The 17,416-nt window shown below is 73.1% G+C and carries 13 protein-coding genes; 4 read left to right on the forward strand and 9 right to left on the reverse strand.

The window, feature by feature from the left end; all coding sequences use genetic code 11:
• The 9 genes from ftsW to mraZ all read right to left on the reverse strand — a co-directional run bounded on the left by ftsW (position 1) and on the right by mraZ (position 11,486).
• Positions 1-1,407: a putative lipid II flippase FtsW gene (ftsW, locus tag ACIP98_RS09585; RefSeq protein ID WP_319661042.1), complete on the reverse strand. Its 1,407-nt coding sequence runs from the start codon at positions 1,405-1,407 to the stop codon at positions 1-3.
• Between the two features lie 41 nt (positions 1,408-1,448).
• Complete coding sequence (gene murD, locus ACIP98_RS09590; RefSeq protein ID WP_319661308.1) at positions 1,449-2,870, reverse strand: UDP-N-acetylmuramoyl-L-alanine--D-glutamate ligase; 1,422 nt, start codon at positions 2,868-2,870, stop codon at positions 1,449-1,451.
• An 89-nt stretch (positions 2,871-2,959) separates the two neighbouring features.
• Positions 2,960-4,024, reverse strand: coding sequence for a phospho-N-acetylmuramoyl-pentapeptide-transferase (gene mraY, locus ACIP98_RS09595; RefSeq protein WP_319661041.1), 1,065 nt, complete (start codon positions 4,022-4,024; stop codon positions 2,960-2,962).
• Complete coding sequence (gene murF, locus ACIP98_RS09600) at positions 4,024-5,448, reverse strand: UDP-N-acetylmuramoyl-tripeptide--D-alanyl-D-alanine ligase (protein WP_401974718.1); 1,425 nt, start codon at positions 5,446-5,448, stop codon at positions 4,024-4,026. The genes mraY and murF overlap by 1 nt, the downstream gene beginning before the upstream one ends.
• A complete protein-coding gene (locus ACIP98_RS09605) occupies positions 5,445-7,190 on the reverse strand; it encodes a UDP-N-acetylmuramoyl-L-alanyl-D-glutamate--2,6-diaminopimelate ligase (RefSeq protein ID WP_401974720.1) in 1,746 nt (581 codons plus the stop codon). The genes murF and ACIP98_RS09605 overlap by 4 nt, the downstream gene beginning before the upstream one ends.
• 112 nt (positions 7,191-7,302) lie before the next feature.
• Positions 7,303-9,333: a peptidoglycan D,D-transpeptidase FtsI family protein gene (locus ACIP98_RS09610; RefSeq protein WP_401974722.1), complete on the reverse strand. Its 2,031-nt coding sequence runs from the start codon at positions 9,331-9,333 to the stop codon at positions 7,303-7,305.
• A 70-nt stretch (positions 9,334-9,403) separates the two neighbouring features.
• Positions 9,404-9,874, reverse strand: a complete 471-nt coding sequence (locus tag ACIP98_RS09615) for a septum formation initiator family protein (protein WP_401974725.1) — start codon at positions 9,872-9,874, stop codon at positions 9,404-9,406.
• Entirely contained in the window at positions 9,871-10,839 is a 969-nt protein-coding gene (rsmH, locus tag ACIP98_RS09620) for a 16S rRNA (cytosine(1402)-N(4))-methyltransferase RsmH (RefSeq protein ID WP_401974728.1), read from the reverse strand. Before rsmH ends, ACIP98_RS09615 begins: the two co-directional genes overlap by 4 nt.
• A 215-nt stretch (positions 10,840-11,054) precedes the next feature.
• Positions 11,055-11,486 (reverse strand): division/cell wall cluster transcriptional repressor MraZ, encoded by a 432-nt coding sequence (gene mraZ, locus ACIP98_RS09625; RefSeq protein ID WP_319662062.1) that lies wholly within the window; start codon positions 11,484-11,486, stop codon positions 11,055-11,057.
• A gap of 244 nt (positions 11,487-11,730) precedes the next feature.
• On the opposite strand from mraZ, the gene ACIP98_RS09630 reads away from it, so the two are divergent.
• The 4 genes from ACIP98_RS09630 to ACIP98_RS09645 all read left to right on the forward strand — a co-directional run bounded on the left by ACIP98_RS09630 (position 11,731) and on the right by ACIP98_RS09645 (position 17,222).
• Positions 11,731-12,273: a carbonic anhydrase gene (locus ACIP98_RS09630; RefSeq protein ID WP_319662063.1), complete on the forward strand. Its 543-nt coding sequence runs from the start codon at positions 11,731-11,733 to the stop codon at positions 12,271-12,273.
• A gap of 108 nt (positions 12,274-12,381) precedes the next feature.
• A complete protein-coding gene (locus ACIP98_RS09635) occupies positions 12,382-13,359 on the forward strand; it encodes a MoxR family ATPase (RefSeq protein ID WP_319662064.1) in 978 nt (325 codons plus the stop codon).
• A gap of 33 nt (positions 13,360-13,392) precedes the next feature.
• Complete coding sequence (locus tag ACIP98_RS09640; protein WP_319662065.1) at positions 13,393-14,736, forward strand: DUF58 domain-containing protein; 1,344 nt, start codon at positions 13,393-13,395, stop codon at positions 14,734-14,736.
• Positions 14,736-17,222, forward strand: a complete 2,487-nt coding sequence (locus tag ACIP98_RS09645; protein ID WP_401974840.1) for a DUF3488 and DUF4129 domain-containing transglutaminase family protein — start codon at positions 14,736-14,738, stop codon at positions 17,220-17,222. Before ACIP98_RS09640 ends, ACIP98_RS09645 begins: the two co-directional genes overlap by 1 nt.
• Positions 17,223-17,416 lie beyond the last annotated feature (194 nt).

Below are 17,416 nucleotides of genomic sequence, written 5' to 3' on the forward strand. Positions count from 1 at the left end.
TCACCGCTCCCTGGACGGCCGCCGTGTGACGAGCCGCCTCATTGTCCGTGTCATTGCCCCCGGCCAGTAGCCGGGCCCCCGCGCCTTGAGTGCCGCCCGCGCCCCGGGTTCACTCCTCGCGAAGGAGATGAGCAGCCCGATCGCGAACATGGTCGGCAGGAGGGCCGAGCCTCCGTAGGAGAACAGCGGGAGCGGGACGCCGGCGATCGGCAGCAGGCCGAGCACCGCACCGATGTTGACCACGAACTGCGCCGTGATCCACGTCGTCACCCCACCCGCGGCAAACCTGACGAAGCGGTCCTCCGTACGACCGGCCACGCGGATACCCGCATAGCCTAGAGCCGCGAAGAGGGCGAGCACCGACAGCGTCCCCGCCAGGCCCAGTTCCTCCCCGGTCACGGCGAAGATGAAGTCGGTGTGCGGTTCCGGCAGTTGGCCCCATTTTTCCACACTGGCACCGAGACCGGAACCGAACCATCCGCCGGAGGCCAGCGCATAGATCCCGTGCACGGCCTGCCAGCAGCCGCCACTGGGAGTGACGTCGGTGGCTCCGATGCAGGCGAGCCGGCCCATCCGGTTGCCACTGGTCTTGATCAGCAGGAAACCGATGACGCCGGCCACCGCCAGCACGCCCGCGAACAGCCGGGTGGGGGCGCCGGCGATCCACAGCAGGCCGAACAGGATCGCGGTCAGGATGATGGCGGTGCCCATGTCGCCGCCGAGCATGATGAGCCCCAGCAGCAGGAAGGCGATCGGCACCAGCGGGATCAGCAGGTGCTTCCACTGGACGAGCAGCTTCTTGTCGTCCTTGCGGGCCAGCAGGTCGGCACCCCACAGAACGAGGGCCAGCTTGCCGAACTCACTGGGCTGGAGCTGGAACGGGCCGCCGAGGTAGATCCAGTTCTGGTTGCCGTGCACCGACTGCCCTATCCCCGGCACCTGCACCAGCGCCATCAGGAAGACCGAGCCCACCAGCAGCGGGTACGCCAGCGCCCGGTGCAGCCGCACGGGGATCCGGGATCCGACGATGAGCAGCCCGGTGCCCAGCACGGCCGCGAAGAGCTGCTTGCGGAAGTAGTAGGTGGAGGGCAGCCCGTACTCCAGGGCCTTGATCTGGGAGGCGGAGAAGACCATCACCAGGCCGAGGACGGTGATCAGCAGGCTGCTGCCGAGGATCACGTAGTAGGCCGTCAACGGGCGGTCCCAGGCCCGCTTGGCCCGGTCGAAGACCACCTTGGCGCCGCGCAGGGCACTCCCCCGCGACGGGCCCCTCGGGGGGCGCGGCGCCGGTGGCCCCGCGCGTCCCGGCCGGGGCAGTGCCGCCGCAGGGCGCGCCGGACGGGCGGGGGCGCCGAGCGCGTTGCGGGAACGAGAACCGGAGGCACCACCGTGGTCGGCTGCCGTCATGTCCCCTCCTTGGTCGCGGTGCGTGCCGGAGCGGCCTGCGGCTACTGCCCGGTGCCGGGGACCCGCAGGTCCCGTACGGCCTCCGCGAACGCGTCGCCGCGGACGTTGTAGTTCGCGAACATGTCCATCGAGGCACAGGCCGGGGCCAGGAGCACCGTGTCGCCCGGGCGGGCCAGGTCCCGCGCCGCGCGGACGGCGGCCGCCATCGCCCCAGTGTCGGTGCGGTCGAGGTCGACGACCGGGACCTCGGGGGCGTGTCGCGCGAGCGCTTCGCCGATGAGGGCCCGGTCGGCGCCGATCAGGACGACGCCGCGCAGCCGCTCGGCGGCGCCCGTGACGAGCTCGTCGAAGGTGGCGCCCTTGGCGAGGCCGCCGGCGATCCAGACGATGTGCTCGTAGGCGGCCAGCGACGCCTCGGCGGCGTGCGTGTTGGTGGCCTTGGAGTCGTCGATGTACGTGACGTCGTCGACCGTGCCGGCGTGCGCGATGCGGTGGGCGTCCGGGCGGAAGGCGCGCAGGCCGTCGCGGACGGCGGCCGGCGCGACGCCGAAGGCCCGGGCCAGGGCGGCGGCGGCCAGCGCGTTGGCGATGTTGTGCGGGGCCGGCGGGTTCACGTCGGTGACCTCCGCCAGCTCCTGGGCGGTGGTGTGCCGCTCGGGGGCGAAGGCGCGGTCGACCAGGATGCCGTCCACGACGCCGAGTTCGGAGGGGCGGGGGCTGCCGAGGCCGAAGCCGATCGCGCGGCAGCCCTCCTCGACGTCGGCCTCGCGCACCAGGGCCTCGGTCGCGGGATCGGCGAGGTTGTAGACGCAGGCGACCGTGTTGCCCTCGTAGATGCGGCCCTTGTCGGCGGCGTAGGCGGCCATCGAGCCGTGCCAGTCGAGGTGGTCCGGGGCGAGGTTGAGCACCGCGGCGGAGTGCGGGCGCACCGAGGGCGCCCAGTGCAGCTGGTAGCTGGACAGCTCGACCGCCAGCACGTCGTACGGCTCGTCGGAGAGCACGACGTCCAGGACGGGGGTGCCGATGTTCCCCACGGCCGCGGTGCGCAGGCCCGCGGCGCGCAGGATCGAGGCCAGCATCTGCACGGTCGTGGTCTTGCCGTTGGTGCCGGTGACCGCGAGCCAGGGGGCCGCCGTGCCCGCCGAGGGGGCCTCCCGCAGCCGCCACGCCAGCTCCACGTCCCCCCAGATCGCGACTCCGGCCGCCTCGGCGGCGGTGAACAGCGCGCTGGTGGGCTTCCAGCCCGGGGAAGTGACGATCAGTTCGGTGCCCTCGGGCAGGGTGGCGCCGTCGCCGAGCCGCACGGCGACGCCGAGCGCCTCCAGGGCGGCGGCCTGCGCGCGGTGCCGCTCGCCGTCGCCGCCGTCCACCACGGTGACCCGCGCGCCCAGCGCGGCGAGCACCTCGGCGGCCGGGATGCCGGAGACCCCGAGCCCGGCCACCGTGACCCGGCGGCCCGGCAGCCCGAGCGCGCGGGCCGCCTCGACGGCGTGCGCGGGAAGCGTGCGCGGTCCGCCGCGCCCGGCGCCGGATCCCTGCCCGGAGGGCGGCGTCACTGCGCGGCCACCCAGCCCGCGTAGAAGAGGCCGAGACCGACGGCCATGCACATGCCCTGGATGATCCAGAAGCGGACGACGACCAGGACCTCGCCCCAGCCCTTGAGTTCGAAGTGGTGCTGCAGCGGGGCCATGCGGAAGACGCGCTTGCCGGTCAGGCGGAAGGAGCCGACCTGGATGACCACGGAGAGGGTGATGAGGACGAACAGGCCGCCGAGGATGGCGAGCAGCATCTCGGTGCGCGAGCAGATGGCCAGACCGGCCAGCGCGCCGCCGAGTGCGAGCGAGCCCGTGTCGCCCATGAAGATCTTGGCCGGCGAAGTGTTCCACCACAGGAAGCCGAAGCAGGCGCCCATGAGCGCGGCGGCGACCACCGCGAGGTCCAGCGGATGGGGCACGTCGTAACAGCCCGGCCCCGCGGTGACGACGTTGGAGCAGGACTGGCCGTACTGCCACACGCCGATGACGGTGTACGAGGCGAAGACCATCACCGAGGCGCCGGTGGCGAGGCCGTCGAGGCCGTCGGTGAGGTTCACGCCGTTCGACATCGCGAGGATCATGAACAGCGCCCAGATCACGAAGATCACCGGGCCGAGCGACCAGCCGAAGTCCTGCGTGAAGGACAGCCGCGTGGACGCGGGAGTCACCCCGCGGGAGTCGGCGAACTGCAGCGACAGCACCGCGAAGGTGATGCCCACGATCAGCTGGCCGGCCATCTTCGCCTTGGCGCGCAGACCGAGGCTGCGCTGCTTGACGATCTTGATGTAGTCGTCGAGGAAGCCGACGACGCCGAGGCCGGCGAAGAGGAAGAGCACCAGCAGGCCGGAGATCGTCGGCCGCTCGGAGGTGATCACCTTGGTGAGCGCGTACGCGACGAGCGTGGCCAGGATGAAGGCGATGCCACCCATGGTGGGCGTACCGCGCTTGCTGTGGTGTTCCTTGGGGCCGTCGTCGCGGATGAACTGGCCGTAGCCCTTGCGGGCCAGCAGCTTGATCAGCATCGGAGTGCCGATCAGGGAGAGGAAGAGACCGAGGACGCCCGAGACCAAGATCTGGTTCATTACCGAGCGCCCCCACCCTCGACGCCGTCGAGCAGCGCGAGCGCCACCCGTTCCAGTCCGACCGCCCTCGATGCCTTCACCAGCACGACGTCCCCCGGACGCAGCTCACTGCGCAACAGGTCGATCGCCGCCTCAGCGTCGGACACGTGCACCGACTCCTCACCCCACGAACCCTCGTTGTAGGCGCCCATTTGCACCCAGGCGGCCGCCTGGCCGCCGACCGCCACCAGCTTGCTGACGTTGAGCCGGACGGCGAGCCGTCCGACCGCGTCGTGTTCGGCGAGGGACTCCCCGCCGAGCTCGGCCATCTCGCCCAGCACCGCCCACGTGCGGCCCCCGCGCGCCTCGGCGGCACGCCCCATCGCCGCGAGCGCGCGCAGGGCGGCCCGCATGGACTCGGGGTTCGCGTTGTAGGCGTCGTTGACGACCGTCACGCCGTCCGGCCGTTCGACGACCTCCATACGCCAGCGCGACAGCGTCCCGGCTTCGGAGAGCGCGATGGCGATCTCGTCTGTGGGCATGCCGAGTTCACGGGCTACGGCGGCCGCGGCGAGCGCGTTCGACACGTGGTGCTCACCGTACAGGCGCAAGGTCACTTCGCTGCACCCGGTAGGTGTTGTGAGCGTGAAGACGGCCTGACCTCGGTCGTTGAGACGGACGTTCTCGGCACGCACATCGGCGTCCGGGGCCTCGCCGAACAGCACGACGCGCGCCTTGGTGCGCGATTCCATGGCGCGCACCAGGGGGTCGTCGGCGTTCAGCACGGCGATGCCGCCCTCGGCGGCCTCCGGCAGCCCCTCGACCATCTCGCCCTTGGCCTGGGCGATCTGCTCGCGGCCGCCGAACTCGCCGATGTGGGCGGTCCCGACGTTGAGGACCAGGCCGATGCGCGGCGGGGTCAGCTCGGTGAGGTAGCGGATGTGGCCGATGCCGCGGGCGCCCATTTCCAGCACCAGGTGCCGGGTGGACTCGTCGGCCCGCAGCGCGGTCAGGGGGAGCCCGATCTCGTTGTTGAGGGAGCCGGGCGTCCAGACGGTCGGGGCGAGCCGCTGGAGCACCTGGGCGATGAGGTCCTTGGTGCTGGTCTTGCCCGCCGATCCGGTCAGCGCCACGAGGGTCGCGCCGAGCCGTTCGATGACGTGCTTGGCCAGCCGTCCGAGGGCGATCTGGACGTCGTCCACGACGATCGCGGGCACACCGACCGGCCGGGCGGCCAGTACGGCGACCGCGCCGGCCGCGACGGCCCGCTCCGCGTAGTCGTGACCGTCCACGCGCTCGCCCTGGAAGGCGACGAACAGCCCGCCCGGCTGGACCTGACGGGAGTCGATCTCCACGGACCCGGTGACCCGAAGGCCGGGGTCCGGTATGTCGTACGTGCTCCCGCCGACCGCCTGGGCGACCTCGGCGAGGGTGAGTGGGATCACAGCTGGTCCTGGTCCTTCTCCTGCGCTGGCGTGCCCGCGGCGTGCCCGATGGCCGCGCGGAGCACTTCTCGGTCGTCGAAGGGGCGTACCACTCCGGCGATGTCCTGACCCTGCTCATGGCCCTTGCCGGCCACCAGTACGGTGTCGCCGGGCCGGGCCAGGGCGACGGCCGTCGCGATGGCGGCCGCCCGTTCCGGCTCGACGACGACGTGGCCCCGCTCGTGCGCCGGCACCCCGGCGGCACCGGACAGCATCGCGGTGAGGATCACGAGCGGGTCCTCGGAGCGGGGGTTGTCGGAGGTGAGCACGACGGTGTCGGCGAGCCGCGCGGCGGCGGCGCCCATCGGGCCGCGCTTGGTCTGGTCGCGGTCGCCGCCGCAGCCCAGCACGATGTGCAGGCTGCCCTTGGTGACCTTGCGCAGCGCCCGCAGCACCGACTCGACGGCGTCGGTCTTGTGCGCGTAGTCCACGACCGCCAGATACGGCTGGCCCGCGTCCACCCGTTCCAGCCGGCCCGGCACGCCCGGCACGGCGGCCACGCCGTCGGCGGCCGTCTGCGGGTCGATCCCGGCCACCGCGAGGGCGGTGATCGCCGCGAGCGCGTTGGCGACGTTGAAGGGGCCGGGCAGCGGCGAGACGGCACTCACGCGCCGTCCCCCGGGGCCCACGACGGTGAACGTGGAGCGCGACGCGCCGATCTCGACGTGCTCGGCGCGCCAGTCGGCGTCCGGGTGGCCCTCCGCGGAGAAGGTCGTCACCGGCACCCCCGCCTCGCGGACCAGCCGGCGGCCGTACTCGTCGTCGATGTTGACCACACCGAGCCGGCTGCGGCGCGGGGTGAACAACTGCGCCTTGGCCTGGAAGTAGTCCTCCATCCCCGAGTGGAACTCCATGTGCTCGGGGCTGAGGTTGTTGAAGACGGCGACGTCGAACACCGCGCCGTCCACCCGCCCCAGCACCAGGGCGTGGCTGGAGACCTCCATGACGACCGCGCCGACGGCCCGTTCGCGCATCACCGCGAACAGCGCCTGCAGGTCGGTGGCCTCGGGAGTGGTGCGCTCACTCTTGATCCGCTCGTCGCCGATCCGCGACTCGACGGTGCCGATGAGGCCGGTGTGCGTGCCGTGCACCGCGCGCAGACCGCCCTCGACGAGGTACGCGGTCGTGGTCTTGCCGGAGGTGCCGGTGATGCCGATCTGCAGCAGGTGCTCGCCCGGCCGGTCGTAGATCTCGGCGGCCAGTTCGCCCATCGAGGACCGGGGGTCCGGGACGGTCAGGACCGGCAGTCCGGTCGCGGCGGCGCGCTCGGCGCCCGCCGGGTCGGTGAGGATCGCGACGGCGCCCAGATCGGCCGCCTGGGCGGCGAAGTCGGCGCCGTGGAAACGGGCCCCGGGCAGGGCCGCGTAGAGGTCGCCGGGGCGGACGGCACGCGAGTCATGGGTGATCCCGGTGACCGGGGCGGCGTCCTGTGCGGGCGGCTGCGCGCCCAGCCTCGCGGCCAGATCCGCGGGCGACTTGGGGTGGACCCGGGACGGTCGGGGCGCGCCGGGCTGGGGCTGTTCGGGTGTGGGGGACTGATCAGCGAGTGACACGGCGGTGAGAGTACCCGCCGGGCCGGGCCCGGGGCCAAAAGGCCTCCGCGCCTCTTCCCGCACGGCACTTCGCCCGTCCGGGTGCCCGGTACGTTCCGCGTCCGCGGCGCGACCGTGCGTGCCCGCCGCGGCGGGGCCGTCCTGCGTCATGTCCGCCGTCCCTTCCCGCCTTCACGTCGTTCGCGTCCGTCGTACCCTCCGCGCGGTTCGCGCGGTTCGCGCGGTTCGCGCCGTTCGCACTCTTCGCGCCCTTCATGCTCCTTCACGACTTCGACGGGTCCCACTCGACCGGCAGGCTCGGCGTCCGCGTACCGCTCGGCGGCACCCGCAGGGACTTCAGGGCGAACTCCATGACCTGCTTGAAGACCGGGCCGCAGATCTGGCCGCCGAAGTAGCTGCCGCGCGTGGGGTTCTGGATCACGCAGGAGACGGTCAGCCGCGGCTTGTCCGCCGGCGCGAAGCCCATGAAGGAGGCGGTGTAGCCACTGTAGGTGCCGGTGTCCGGGTCCACCCGGTTGGCCGTGCCGGTCTTGCCCGCCACGCGGTACCCGGCGATCCGGGCCTTGACGCCGGTGCCCTGCTCGCTGCCGACGACCGACTCCAGCATCGTGGCGAGCGTCCGCGCGGTCTTCGTACTGACCACCCGGGTCTTCTTCGGCGCCGCGGCGGGCACGAACTGCCCGTCGGGGCCGGTCGTCCCGCGCACCAGGCTGGGTTCCACCCGGACGCCTCCGTTGGCGATCGTCGAGTACACCGAGGTGGCCTGCACGGCGTTCAGCGACAGGCCCTGCCCGAACGGGATCGTGTACTGCTGGGACGCGTTCCAGTCGTCCGGCTTCGCCAGGATGCCGGGCGTCTCACCGGGGAAGTCGAGACCGGTGGGCCGCCCGATGCCGAACCTGTGCAAGTAGGAGTAGAGGACGCGATTGGCCTGTTTCTGGTTCTTGCCGAGCTGTTCGGCGGCGAGGATCGTGCCGATGTTGCTCGACTTGGCGAGCACGCCGTTCAGCGTCAGGTACCAGGTGCCGTGGTCCACGTCGTCGTGGAAGACCCGGTCGGCGCGGGGCAGCGTGCCCGGCACGGTCACATGGGTCTGCGGGGTGGCCACGCCCTCGTCGAGGACGGCGGCCATCGACATCAGCTTGCTGACGCTGCCGGGCTCGTAGGCGTCCTCGATCGCGAAGTTGTGCAGCGCCGAGGCGTCCGCCCGGGACAGGTCGTTGGCGTCGAAGCCGGGCGAGTTGGCCATGGCCAGGATCTGCCCGGTGCGGGTGTCCTGGACGACGACGTAGCCGCGGTCCGCTTCGGACTGCGCGACCTGGTCGGTGATGGCCCGCTGCGCCGCCCACTGGATGTCCCGGTCGAGGGTCAGCTCCACGTCCGTGCCGGGCTCCGCGGCCTGTTCGCGCACACTGGCCGTGGGCACCCGGCGGCCGCCCGACTGGGCGTAGGTGATCGTGCCGTCCTTGCCCGCCAGGAGCTTGTTCAGGCTGTTCTCCAGCCCGCCGCCGCCCACGTCGGAGGCGTTGACCCAGCCGATGACCCCGGCGGCGAGGTCCCCCGCGGGGTAGACCCGCTTGCTGTGCCGCAGCCGGAAGACGCCGGCCAGGTAGTTGCCGTCGTCGCCCCTGGCGGCCTTGTCGGCCAGTGCGTTCTGCAGGTCCTTGATCTGGTTCCAGACCTGCGGCGACTGCTGGCGGGCGATGATCTCGTTGCGCGACTTGGGGTAGTTCGCCAGCTGCTTGGCGATGGTCTGCGCGTCGCCGTCGACGATCGGCGCCAGCAGTTCGGCCGCGCGCTGCGGGGCGTCCTTGACCTTGGCGTACTCGGGGGTGAACAGCAGCGGGTCGGCGGTGATGTCGTACGCGTCGACGGTGGTGGCCAGGTCGATGCCGTTGCGGTCGGTGACCGTGCCCCGTTCGGCGGGCAGCGTGGCCTTGAAGTTCCGGTTGATCTCGGCCTTGGCGGTGAACGTCGCCGCGTCGACGGCCTGCACCTGGAAGAGCCGGATCACGAAGGTCATCATCACCAGGGAGAGCGCCAGGCTCACCAGCCGCAGCCGGGGACGCGGCCTGCCCAGCCGCAGCAGCGCCGTCCCGGAGGGCGAGACCGGCCCCCGCGGCGCGGGACGGCGCCCCCGCTGCCGGGGCGGGGGGTTGCCGCGGGCGTGCGCCTCACGGGGCGGAACGGGCCTGCGCCCGCCGCCGCGCGGGGGCTGGCGGCGCCCCGCCGCCTCGCGGCCGGCGCCGGGCGCGGGCCGCCTGCGGGGCGGTTCGCCGTCGTGGCTCACCACGCGGCGGTACCTTCACCGGCGCGGGACGGCGGGGTTCGCCGGCGTCCCGGTGCGGGGGCGGGGGCGGGGGTCACGGCGTCTCCTGGGGGGTGACGGACGGACTGGCGGACGAACTGGCGGTCGGGCCCCCCGACGGGCCGACGGAGGGCACGGGGCCGAGGGAGGCGGCGGCGGAGCCGCTGGGGGCCACCGTCGCCGGGGCGGTGCTCGGGGACGGCAGGGGCACCGGGGCGTCGGTCGCGTTGCCCGGGTCGCCGAGCACGGAGCCGTCGGGGGCGAGGAAGGCCGGGTTGCCGCCGGGCACCATGCCGAGCTCGCGGGCGCGCCGGTCGAGGGCGTCCGGGGCGGAGTACTGGTCGACCTCCTGCTGCAGCTCCTGCTCGTCGTCGGTGTACTGGGTGGTCTCCTTCTGCAGCTCGCTGAGCTTGAAGGAGTCCCGGTTCACCGCGGAGTTGAGCAGCAGCAGGGTGATCAGGCCGCCGCCGAGCAGGAGCACGATCAGCAGGACGAAGGGCGACCGTGCCGCCGTGCGCCGTCTCATGCCCGGGCCTCCCTGATCCGTTCCGCGCCGCGCAACCGGGCGGGGGCCGCGCGGCGGTTGGCGGCGATCTCGTCCTCCGTCGGGAGTTCGGCGCCGCGCGTGAGCAGCTTGAGCCGGGGCTGGTACTCCTCGGGGACGACCGGCAGCCCCGGGGGCGCGGTGGTGGCCGCGCCGGCCGCGAGGACCCCCTTGACCAGGCGGTCCTCCAGCGAGTGGTACGACAGCACGGCGATCCGGCCGCCCACCGCGAGCGCCGCGACGGCGGCCGGGATCGCCCGCTCGAGCACGGTCAGCTCGCCGTTGACCTCGATGCGCAGCGCCTGGAAGGTGCGCTTGGCCGGGTTGCCCCCGGTGCGCTTGGCGGCCTGGGGAAGCGCCTCACGGATCAGCTCGACCAGCCGCGCGCTGTGCGAGAAGGGCTCGTGGGCCCGCTGCCTGACGACCGCCTCGACGATCTTGCGCGCGAACTTCTCCTCGCCGTACTCGCGCAGGACGCGGACCAGTTCGCCCGGCGGATAGGTGTTGAGCACCTCGGCGGCGCTGATGCCCCTGCTCTGGTCCATCCGCATGTCCAGCGGCGCGTCCTGGGCGTAGGCGAAGCCCCGGTCCGCCTCGTCGAGCTGCATGGAGGAGACGCCGAGGTCGAACAGGACGCCCTGCACACGGGGGACGCCGAGCCGGTCGAGCACCTCGGGCAGCTCGTCGTAGACGGCGTGCACAAGGGTGGCCCGGTCGCCGTAGGGGGCGAGCCGCTCCCCCGCCAGCTTCAGCGCGGCGGGGTCGCGGTCCACCGCGACGAGCCGGGCCTCCGGGAAGCGCCGCAACAGGGCCTCGCTGTGCCCGCCGAGGCCGAGGGTGGCGTCCACGACCACGGCGCCCGGGGCGCCGAGGGCGGGGGCCAGCATGTCCAGGCAGCGGTCCAGCATGACCGGGACGTGGCGTGGCTCGGAGGGGGTGGTGCTCATGGGGCCCTTCTCAAGTACTTCCGGGGACGTACCACTGGGTCCCCGCCCGCTCGTGGACGGACCCCTGGCACCGGGGAAGGAGTGCCGGCGGACCGGAGAGCGGGAGGAGGCCGAGCGTCACGTACTCGTACGTGAGCCATCAGGCTAGATCAGGGGGTGTGCGCGGCTCCTCGGAAGGTTCGGTGTGCGGCGGGGCGGGGGCGGAACGGGCGGGGTCACAGTAGGCCGGGCGGCACCTCCTGCGACAGCGCCGAGAAGGCGTCCTCCTGGGCGGACAGGTACTCCTCCCAGGCGGTCGCGTCCCACACCTCCACCCGGGTGTTGGCACCGATGACGGCGCAGTCCCGGCGCAGGCCGGCGTAGTCGCGGAGCGGCTGCGGAAGAGTGACCCGGCCCTGTTTGTCGGGCACCTCGTCGTGGGCGCCGGCGAACAGCACGCGCATGTAGTCCCGAGCCGCCTTCGAGGTGACCGGCGCCCTGCCGAGCTCCTCGGTCAGGGCACGGAAGCCCGCCACGGGCCAGACACAGAGGCAGCGTTCCTGCCCCTTGGTGATGACCAGGCCGTCGGCGAACTGCTCGCGGAACTTCGCAGGCAGGACCAGCCGGCTCTTGTCGTCCAGCCGCGGCGCGTACGTCCCGAGGAACATCCGCACCTCCCGCTTGACCGGCCACTGGCTGGCGACCCACTTCGCGCCACTTTACTCCACCGGGCCCCACGGTCAACGAGAAGCCCGCCCCGGCACGGGCGTACAGGGGTGCGGCCGCATCGGAATCACTCGCATGGGCGATCGGCGACGGCGCCTGTGGGTTACCTCACACTGCGGGTGTTTGACCGAGTTTTGCCGGACCCGGCGGCGGGTGTGTCGGCCCCACGCCGTCTACGGTCGTCCCATGTCGACAAACGCGCAGCAGCCGGCGGACCGCGCCGGCACCGGCACCTCCTCCGTCACCGAACGCCTGGTCGAGGCGAACCGCGGTTACGCGGCGCGGTTCAGCGACCCCGGCATGGACGCCCGGCCGGTCCTCCAGGTCGCCGTGGTCGCCTGCATGGACGCCCGGATCGACCTGCACGCCGCGCTCGGCCTCGAGCTCGGCGACTGCCACACGATCCGCAACGCGGGCGGCGTGGTCACCGACGACACCATCCGCTCGCTCACCATCAGCCAGCGCGCCCTCGGCACCCGGTCGGTGGTGCTGATCCACCACACCGGCTGCGGCCTGGAGTCGCTGACCGAGGACTTCCGTACCGAGCTGGAGCACGAGGTCGGCCAGCGGCCGACCTGGGCGGTGGAGGCGTTCCGCGACGTCGACCAGGACGTCCGGCAGTCCATGCAGCGCGTGCGGACCTCGCCGTTCCTGGCCCATACGGACGATGTGCGGGGATTTGTCTTCGACGTGCACACCGGCCTGCTCCGGGAAATCACGAACGAGTAACGGAAGCCGAGTGACGCGGAGCATAGTTGAGGAGAGAATGCTCCATGAACACGGGGAGGGCCGGTCCAGGGATGGCCGCGACCCTAGGAACGGGCCGAGGAGAACCGGGTGACGACCTATGAGTCGCGAGCAAGCCTCAGCGATCTGACCGCCACGGCGGACCGCGTACGACGGTCGGTGGAGAACGTGATCGAGGGCAAGCCCGAGGTCGTACGGACTGCCCTGACGGTGCTGCTCGCCGAGGGACACCTCCTGATCGAGGATGTCCCCGGCGTCGGCAAGACGATGCTCTCCAAGGCACTGGCCCGGTCGATCGACTGCTCGGTCCGGCGCATCCAGTTCACGCCCGACCTGCTGCCGTCCGACATCACCGGCGTCAGCGTCTTCGACCAGCAGCGCCGCGACTTCGAGTTCAAGCCGGGCGCGATCTTCGCGCAGATCGTCGTGGGCGACGAGATCAACCGGGCGTCGCCCAAGACGCAGTCGGCGCTGCTGGAGTCGATGGAGGAGCGGCAGGTCACCATCGACGGCAGCACCTACCCGCTGCCGAGCCCCTTCATGGTCATCGCCACCCAGAACCCGGTGGAGATGGAGGGGACGTACCCGCTGCCCGAGGCGCAGCGCGACCGCTTCATGGCCCGGGTCTCCATCGGCTACCCGAGCCTGGAGGCGGAGCTGGAGATGCTGGACGTGCACGCGGGCGTCAGTCCGCTGGACGACCTCCAGCCGGTGGCCCACGCCCACGAGATCGTCAAACTGGTCGAGGCGGTACGCACGGTGCACGTGTCGGCCGCGGTGCGGCACTACGCCGTCTCCCTGGTCTCCGCCACCCGCGACCATCCCGACCTGCGCCTGGGCGCCTCCCCCCGCGCGACGCTGCACCTGGTGCGCGCCGCCCGCGCGGCGGCGGCCCTGGACGGCCGGGACTTCGTCCTCCCGGACGACGTCCAGTCGCTGGCCTCCACGGTCCTGGCACACCGTCTGCTGCCCACGGCGCAGGCCCAGTTGAACCGGCGCACGCCGGAACAGGTCGTCGCCGAGATCGTGCAGCGCACCCCGGTACCCGACCCGTACGGCAGCCGATGAATCCGAGACGGGGCAGGGCGCAGGAGGCATCGCGTGACCGAGCGTGAAGGCGGCCTCCGCGCCGCCCTGGGCGGCCTCACCACCCGAGGCCGCTCCTTCCTCGCGGCGGGCGTGGCCGCCGCGGTCTGCGCGTTCGTGCTGGGCCAGACCGACCTGCTGCGCGTCGGCCTGCTGCTGGCCGTACTGCCGCTGCTGTGCGTGACCGTGCTCCACCGGACGCGGTACCGCGTCGCGGGCAGCCGCCGGCTGACTCCGTCGCGGGTGCCGGCGATGTCGGAGGCCCGGGTCCACCTGCGGGTGGACAACGTGTCGCGGCTGCCCACCGGGCTGCTGATGCTCCAGGACCGGGTGCCGTACGTGCTGGGGCCGCGGCCGCGGTTCGTGCTGGACCGCGTGGAGCCCGGCGGACACCGGGAGGTCTCCTACCGGGTCCGCTCCGACCTGCGGGGCCGCTACCCGCTGGGACCGCTGCAGCTGCGGCTGACGGACCCCTTCGGCATGTGCGAACTGACGCGTTCCTTCAGCGCGCAGGACACCCTCACCGTGGTGCCCCGGGTCGAGTCGCTGCCCGCGGTCAAGCTCAAGGGCGACTCCTCCGGATACGGCGAGAGCCGCACCCGTGCCCTGTCGCTGGCCGGCGAGGACGACGTGATCCCGCGCGGCTACCGCTACGGGGACGACCTGCGCCGCGTGCACTGGCGCTCCACCGCCAAGTACGGCGAGCTGATGGTGCGCCGCGAGGAGCAGCCGCACCGGGCCCGCTGCACGGTCCTGCTGGACACCAGGGAGCTCGCCTACTTCGGGGCCGGGCCCGACTCCGCCTTCGAGTGGGCGGTCTCCGGGGCCGCATCCGTGGCGGTGCACATGCTGGAGCGGGGCTACACGGTACGGCTGCTGACCGACAACGGCAGCACCGTGCCCGGCAACGAGGGTTTCGGCTCGGACACCTCGGACGCGGCCGGGGTGCTGCTCGACACGCTGGCCGTGATCGACCACTCCGACGGCGCGGGGCTGTCGCGGGCGCTCGACGTGCTGCGGGCCGGCACCGAGGGGCTGCTCGTGGCGTTCTTCGGCGACCTGGACGAGGAGCAGGCCGCGATGGCCGCCCGGATGCGCCAGCGGGCCGGCGGTGCCGTCGCCTTCCTGATGAGCCGCGAGGCCTGGGGCGGGGCGGACACCGGCGACGCGTACTACGGCGCGGGGCTGCCGGACCCGTCGGCGGGCCCGGAGAGCGCCGAGGACGGCAGCGCGCGCGGCGCACGGCTGCTGCGCGAGGCCGGCTGGACGGTGCTGACGGTCTCCCACGGTGACGGTCTGGCGGAGCTGTGGCAGCGCGCCGACCGGCGCCGCGCCCAGGAGGAGGCGGGAACCCGATGATGAGCGGACGCGCACGGATCGCGGCGTTCGCGGCACTGGCGACGATCCTGACCTCCTTCGCCCTGACCCCGCTGGCGACGCCGAGCTCGTGGATTCTGCAGGCGATGGTCCTGGTGCTGCTGCAGACCGGCGTCGGCGCGGCGGCCCGGCGGGTGCCGCTGGCCCGGCCGCTGACGATCGGGGCGCAGGCGATCGTGTCGCTGCTGGCGCTGACCCTGCTCTTCGTCCACGACCAGGCCGTGCTCGGGGTGTTCCCCGGACCGCCGGCCTTCACCGAGTTCGGGCGCCTGCTGACGGCGGGCGTGCAGGACGTGGGCCAGTTCGCGATCCCGGCACCGGTCACCGAGGGCATCCGCCTGCTGCTGGTGGGCGGCGTCGTGCTCATCGGGCTGGTCGTGGACGCGCTGGCCGTCACCTACGGCAGCGCGGCCCCGGCGGGGCTGCCGCTGCTGGCGCTGTACTCGGTCGCGGCCGGGCTGTCCGGGGGCGCGAGCAAGTGGTGGCTCTTCCTCCTGGCCGGCGTGGGCTACCTGCTGCTCCTGCTCGCCGAGGGCCGGGACCGGCTCTCACGCTGGGGCCGGATATTCGGCGGTGCGGGCGGCGCGCCGCGCGGCGGGAACGGCCCCGCGGCACTGTCGGCCGGCGGCCCGGTGGCACCGGTGCGCACCGGGCACCGCATCGGGGCGGTCGCCCTGGGCGTGGCGCTCCTGGCGGGCCTGGCACCCGGGCTCGGCGGCGGGCTGCTCGGCGCCACGGGCGCGGGCCAGGGCGGCGGGGGCGGGGGCGGGACGATCGCCGCGGTCAACCCGGTGGTCGCCCTGCAGGACAACCTGAACCAGCCCGACGACCGCGAGGTCCTCCGCTACCGCACCAACGCCCAGACGACCGCGGACATGTACCTGCGCATCGTCTCCCTCGACCAGTTCACCGGCGACAAGTGGGAGCCCTCGCAGCGCGCCCTCACCGACGTTCCCAAGGTGCTGCCGGTCCCCCAGGGGCTCGGTCCGCAGATCGCCACCTCGCTGACCGAGACCTCGGTCGTGGCCGACCGCGGTTACGTGCAGATGTGGCTGCCGATGCCGTACCCGGCCCAGAAGGTGCGCATCGACGGCCGGTGGCGGTACGAGCCCGAGGGTCGCACCATCATCGGCGACCGCGGGCAGAACACCTCCGGTGCCAGCTACGAGGTCACCAGCCTGCGGCTGCAGCCGACGGCTCAGCAACTGGCCGCCGCCCCTCCGGCACCGGCCAAGTTGCGCGCGGAGTACACCAAGGTGCCGGACTCGCTGCCGGACGAGGTCAACCGCACCGCGCTGGAGATCACCAAGAACGCCACCAACGACTACGAGCGGGCCGTGGCGCTGCAGCGCTGGTTCACCTCGGGCGCCTTCACGTACGACACCTCGGTGCGGTCGGGCACAGGGGTGCAGGCGATCACGCGGTTCCTGAAGAACAAGGAAGGCTTCTGCATCCACTTCGCCTTCACCATGGCGGCGATGTCCCGCACGCTCGGCATCCCGGCCCGGGTGGCCGTGGGCTTCACCCCGGGCACTCCCGAGTCCGACGGCACGTACTCGGTGGGGCTGAAGGACGCGCACGCCTGGCCCGAGCTGTACTTCGAAGGCGTGGGGTGGACCCGCTTCGAGCCCACCCCGACCCGGGGCACCACCCCGGACTACACGGTGGAGACCTCGGCCTCGGATCCGGCCGGTGCCGCCACGGACACCCCGCAGCAGAGCGCGACCACCGCGCCGAGCGCCGGTCCGACCGCCTCGCCGACCTGCCGGGCCAAGGACATCCAGCTCGGCGACTGCGACCCGCTGGCCGGGTCCGCCGACAGCACCCCGCCGGACGGCGGCTTCTGGCAGGACGTGCGGGACATGCTGGCCAGCGTGTGGTTCGGGGCCGGGATCGTGCTCGCGCTGCTGGTCCTGCTGTTCTTCGCGCCGCTGCTGTGGCGGCACCGGCTGCGGGTGCGCCGGCTGACCCGCGGGAGCGACCCGGCGGCTGTCGCGGCGTGGCTGCGGCTGACCGGACGGGACCCGTCCGATCCGGGCGTCCATGAGGGCGCGCGCACGCTGGCGGCCTGGCAGGAGCTCACCGACACCGCCTGGGACTACGGACTGCCACCCGACGACTCGGAGACGCCGCGCGCGGTGGTGGCCCGGCTGGCCGGGGTCGGAGGGCTGCAGGGCCCCGCGGAGGAGGCGGCCAGGCGGCTCGCCGGCGCCGTGGAGCAGGCCCTGTTCTCGCCGCGGCCGGTCGCGGCCGTGGGGAGCGCGGCCGACGTGCGCCTGGTGACGGACGGCCTGCGGCACTCCGCCGACCGTCTCACCCGGCTGCGGGCGCTGCTGCTGCCGCGTTCAGCGGTGAGGGTCGTGTGGCGGCTGAGCGAGGCCTGGGCCGACCGGCGGGTCCGCGCCGCCGAGCGTTTCCGGGACGCCGGTGACGCGCTGCGCCGCCCGCTGCGGCGCGACACCCCCTAGCGGGGTCCACGGACGGCGGAGGGGCGGCATTCCCGGCAGGGAGGCCGCCCCTCCGCCGTCCGTGGGCGGCTCCGAGGGGACGCCGCCGCCTCTCGGGCGGCAGGGGACGCCGCGCCGGCCGCCGATCGGCCCCGGGGACGCGAATGGGGGCGGGGTCCCGGTCGGGATCCCGCCCCCATGGGCGAAGACGGTGG

This window comes from Streptomyces sp. NPDC088354, from assembly GCF_044753585.1.
Lineage (GTDB): Bacteria > Actinomycetota > Actinomycetes > Streptomycetales > Streptomycetaceae > Actinacidiphila.

Coding starts and splice junctions, on each gene's coding strand:
- ftsW (WP_319661042.1), bottom strand. CDS start 1,407: ATGACGGCAGCCGACCACGGTGGTGCCTCCGGTTCTCGTTCCCGCAAC.
- mraY (WP_319661041.1), bottom strand. CDS start 4,024: ATGAACCAGATCTTGGTCTCGGGCGTCCTCGGTCTCTTCCTCTCCCTG.
- ACIP98_RS09605 (WP_401974720.1), bottom strand. CDS start 7,190: ATGACGCAGGACGGCCCCGCCGCGGCGGGCACGCACGGTCGCGCCGCG.
- ACIP98_RS09615 (WP_401974725.1), bottom strand. CDS start 9,874: ATGAGACGGCGCACGGCGGCACGGTCGCCCTTCGTCCTGCTGATCGTG.
- rsmH (WP_401974728.1), bottom strand. CDS start 10,839: ATGAGCACCACCCCCTCCGAGCCACGCCACGTCCCGGTCATGCTGGAC.
- mraZ (WP_319662062.1), bottom strand. CDS start 11,486: ATGTTCCTCGGGACGTACGCGCCGCGGCTGGACGACAAGAGCCGGCTG.
- ACIP98_RS09630 (WP_319662063.1), top strand. CDS start 11,731: ATGTCGACAAACGCGCAGCAGCCGGCGGACCGCGCCGGCACCGGCACC.
- ACIP98_RS09645 (WP_401974840.1), top strand. CDS start 14,736: ATGAGCGGACGCGCACGGATCGCGGCGTTCGCGGCACTGGCGACGATC.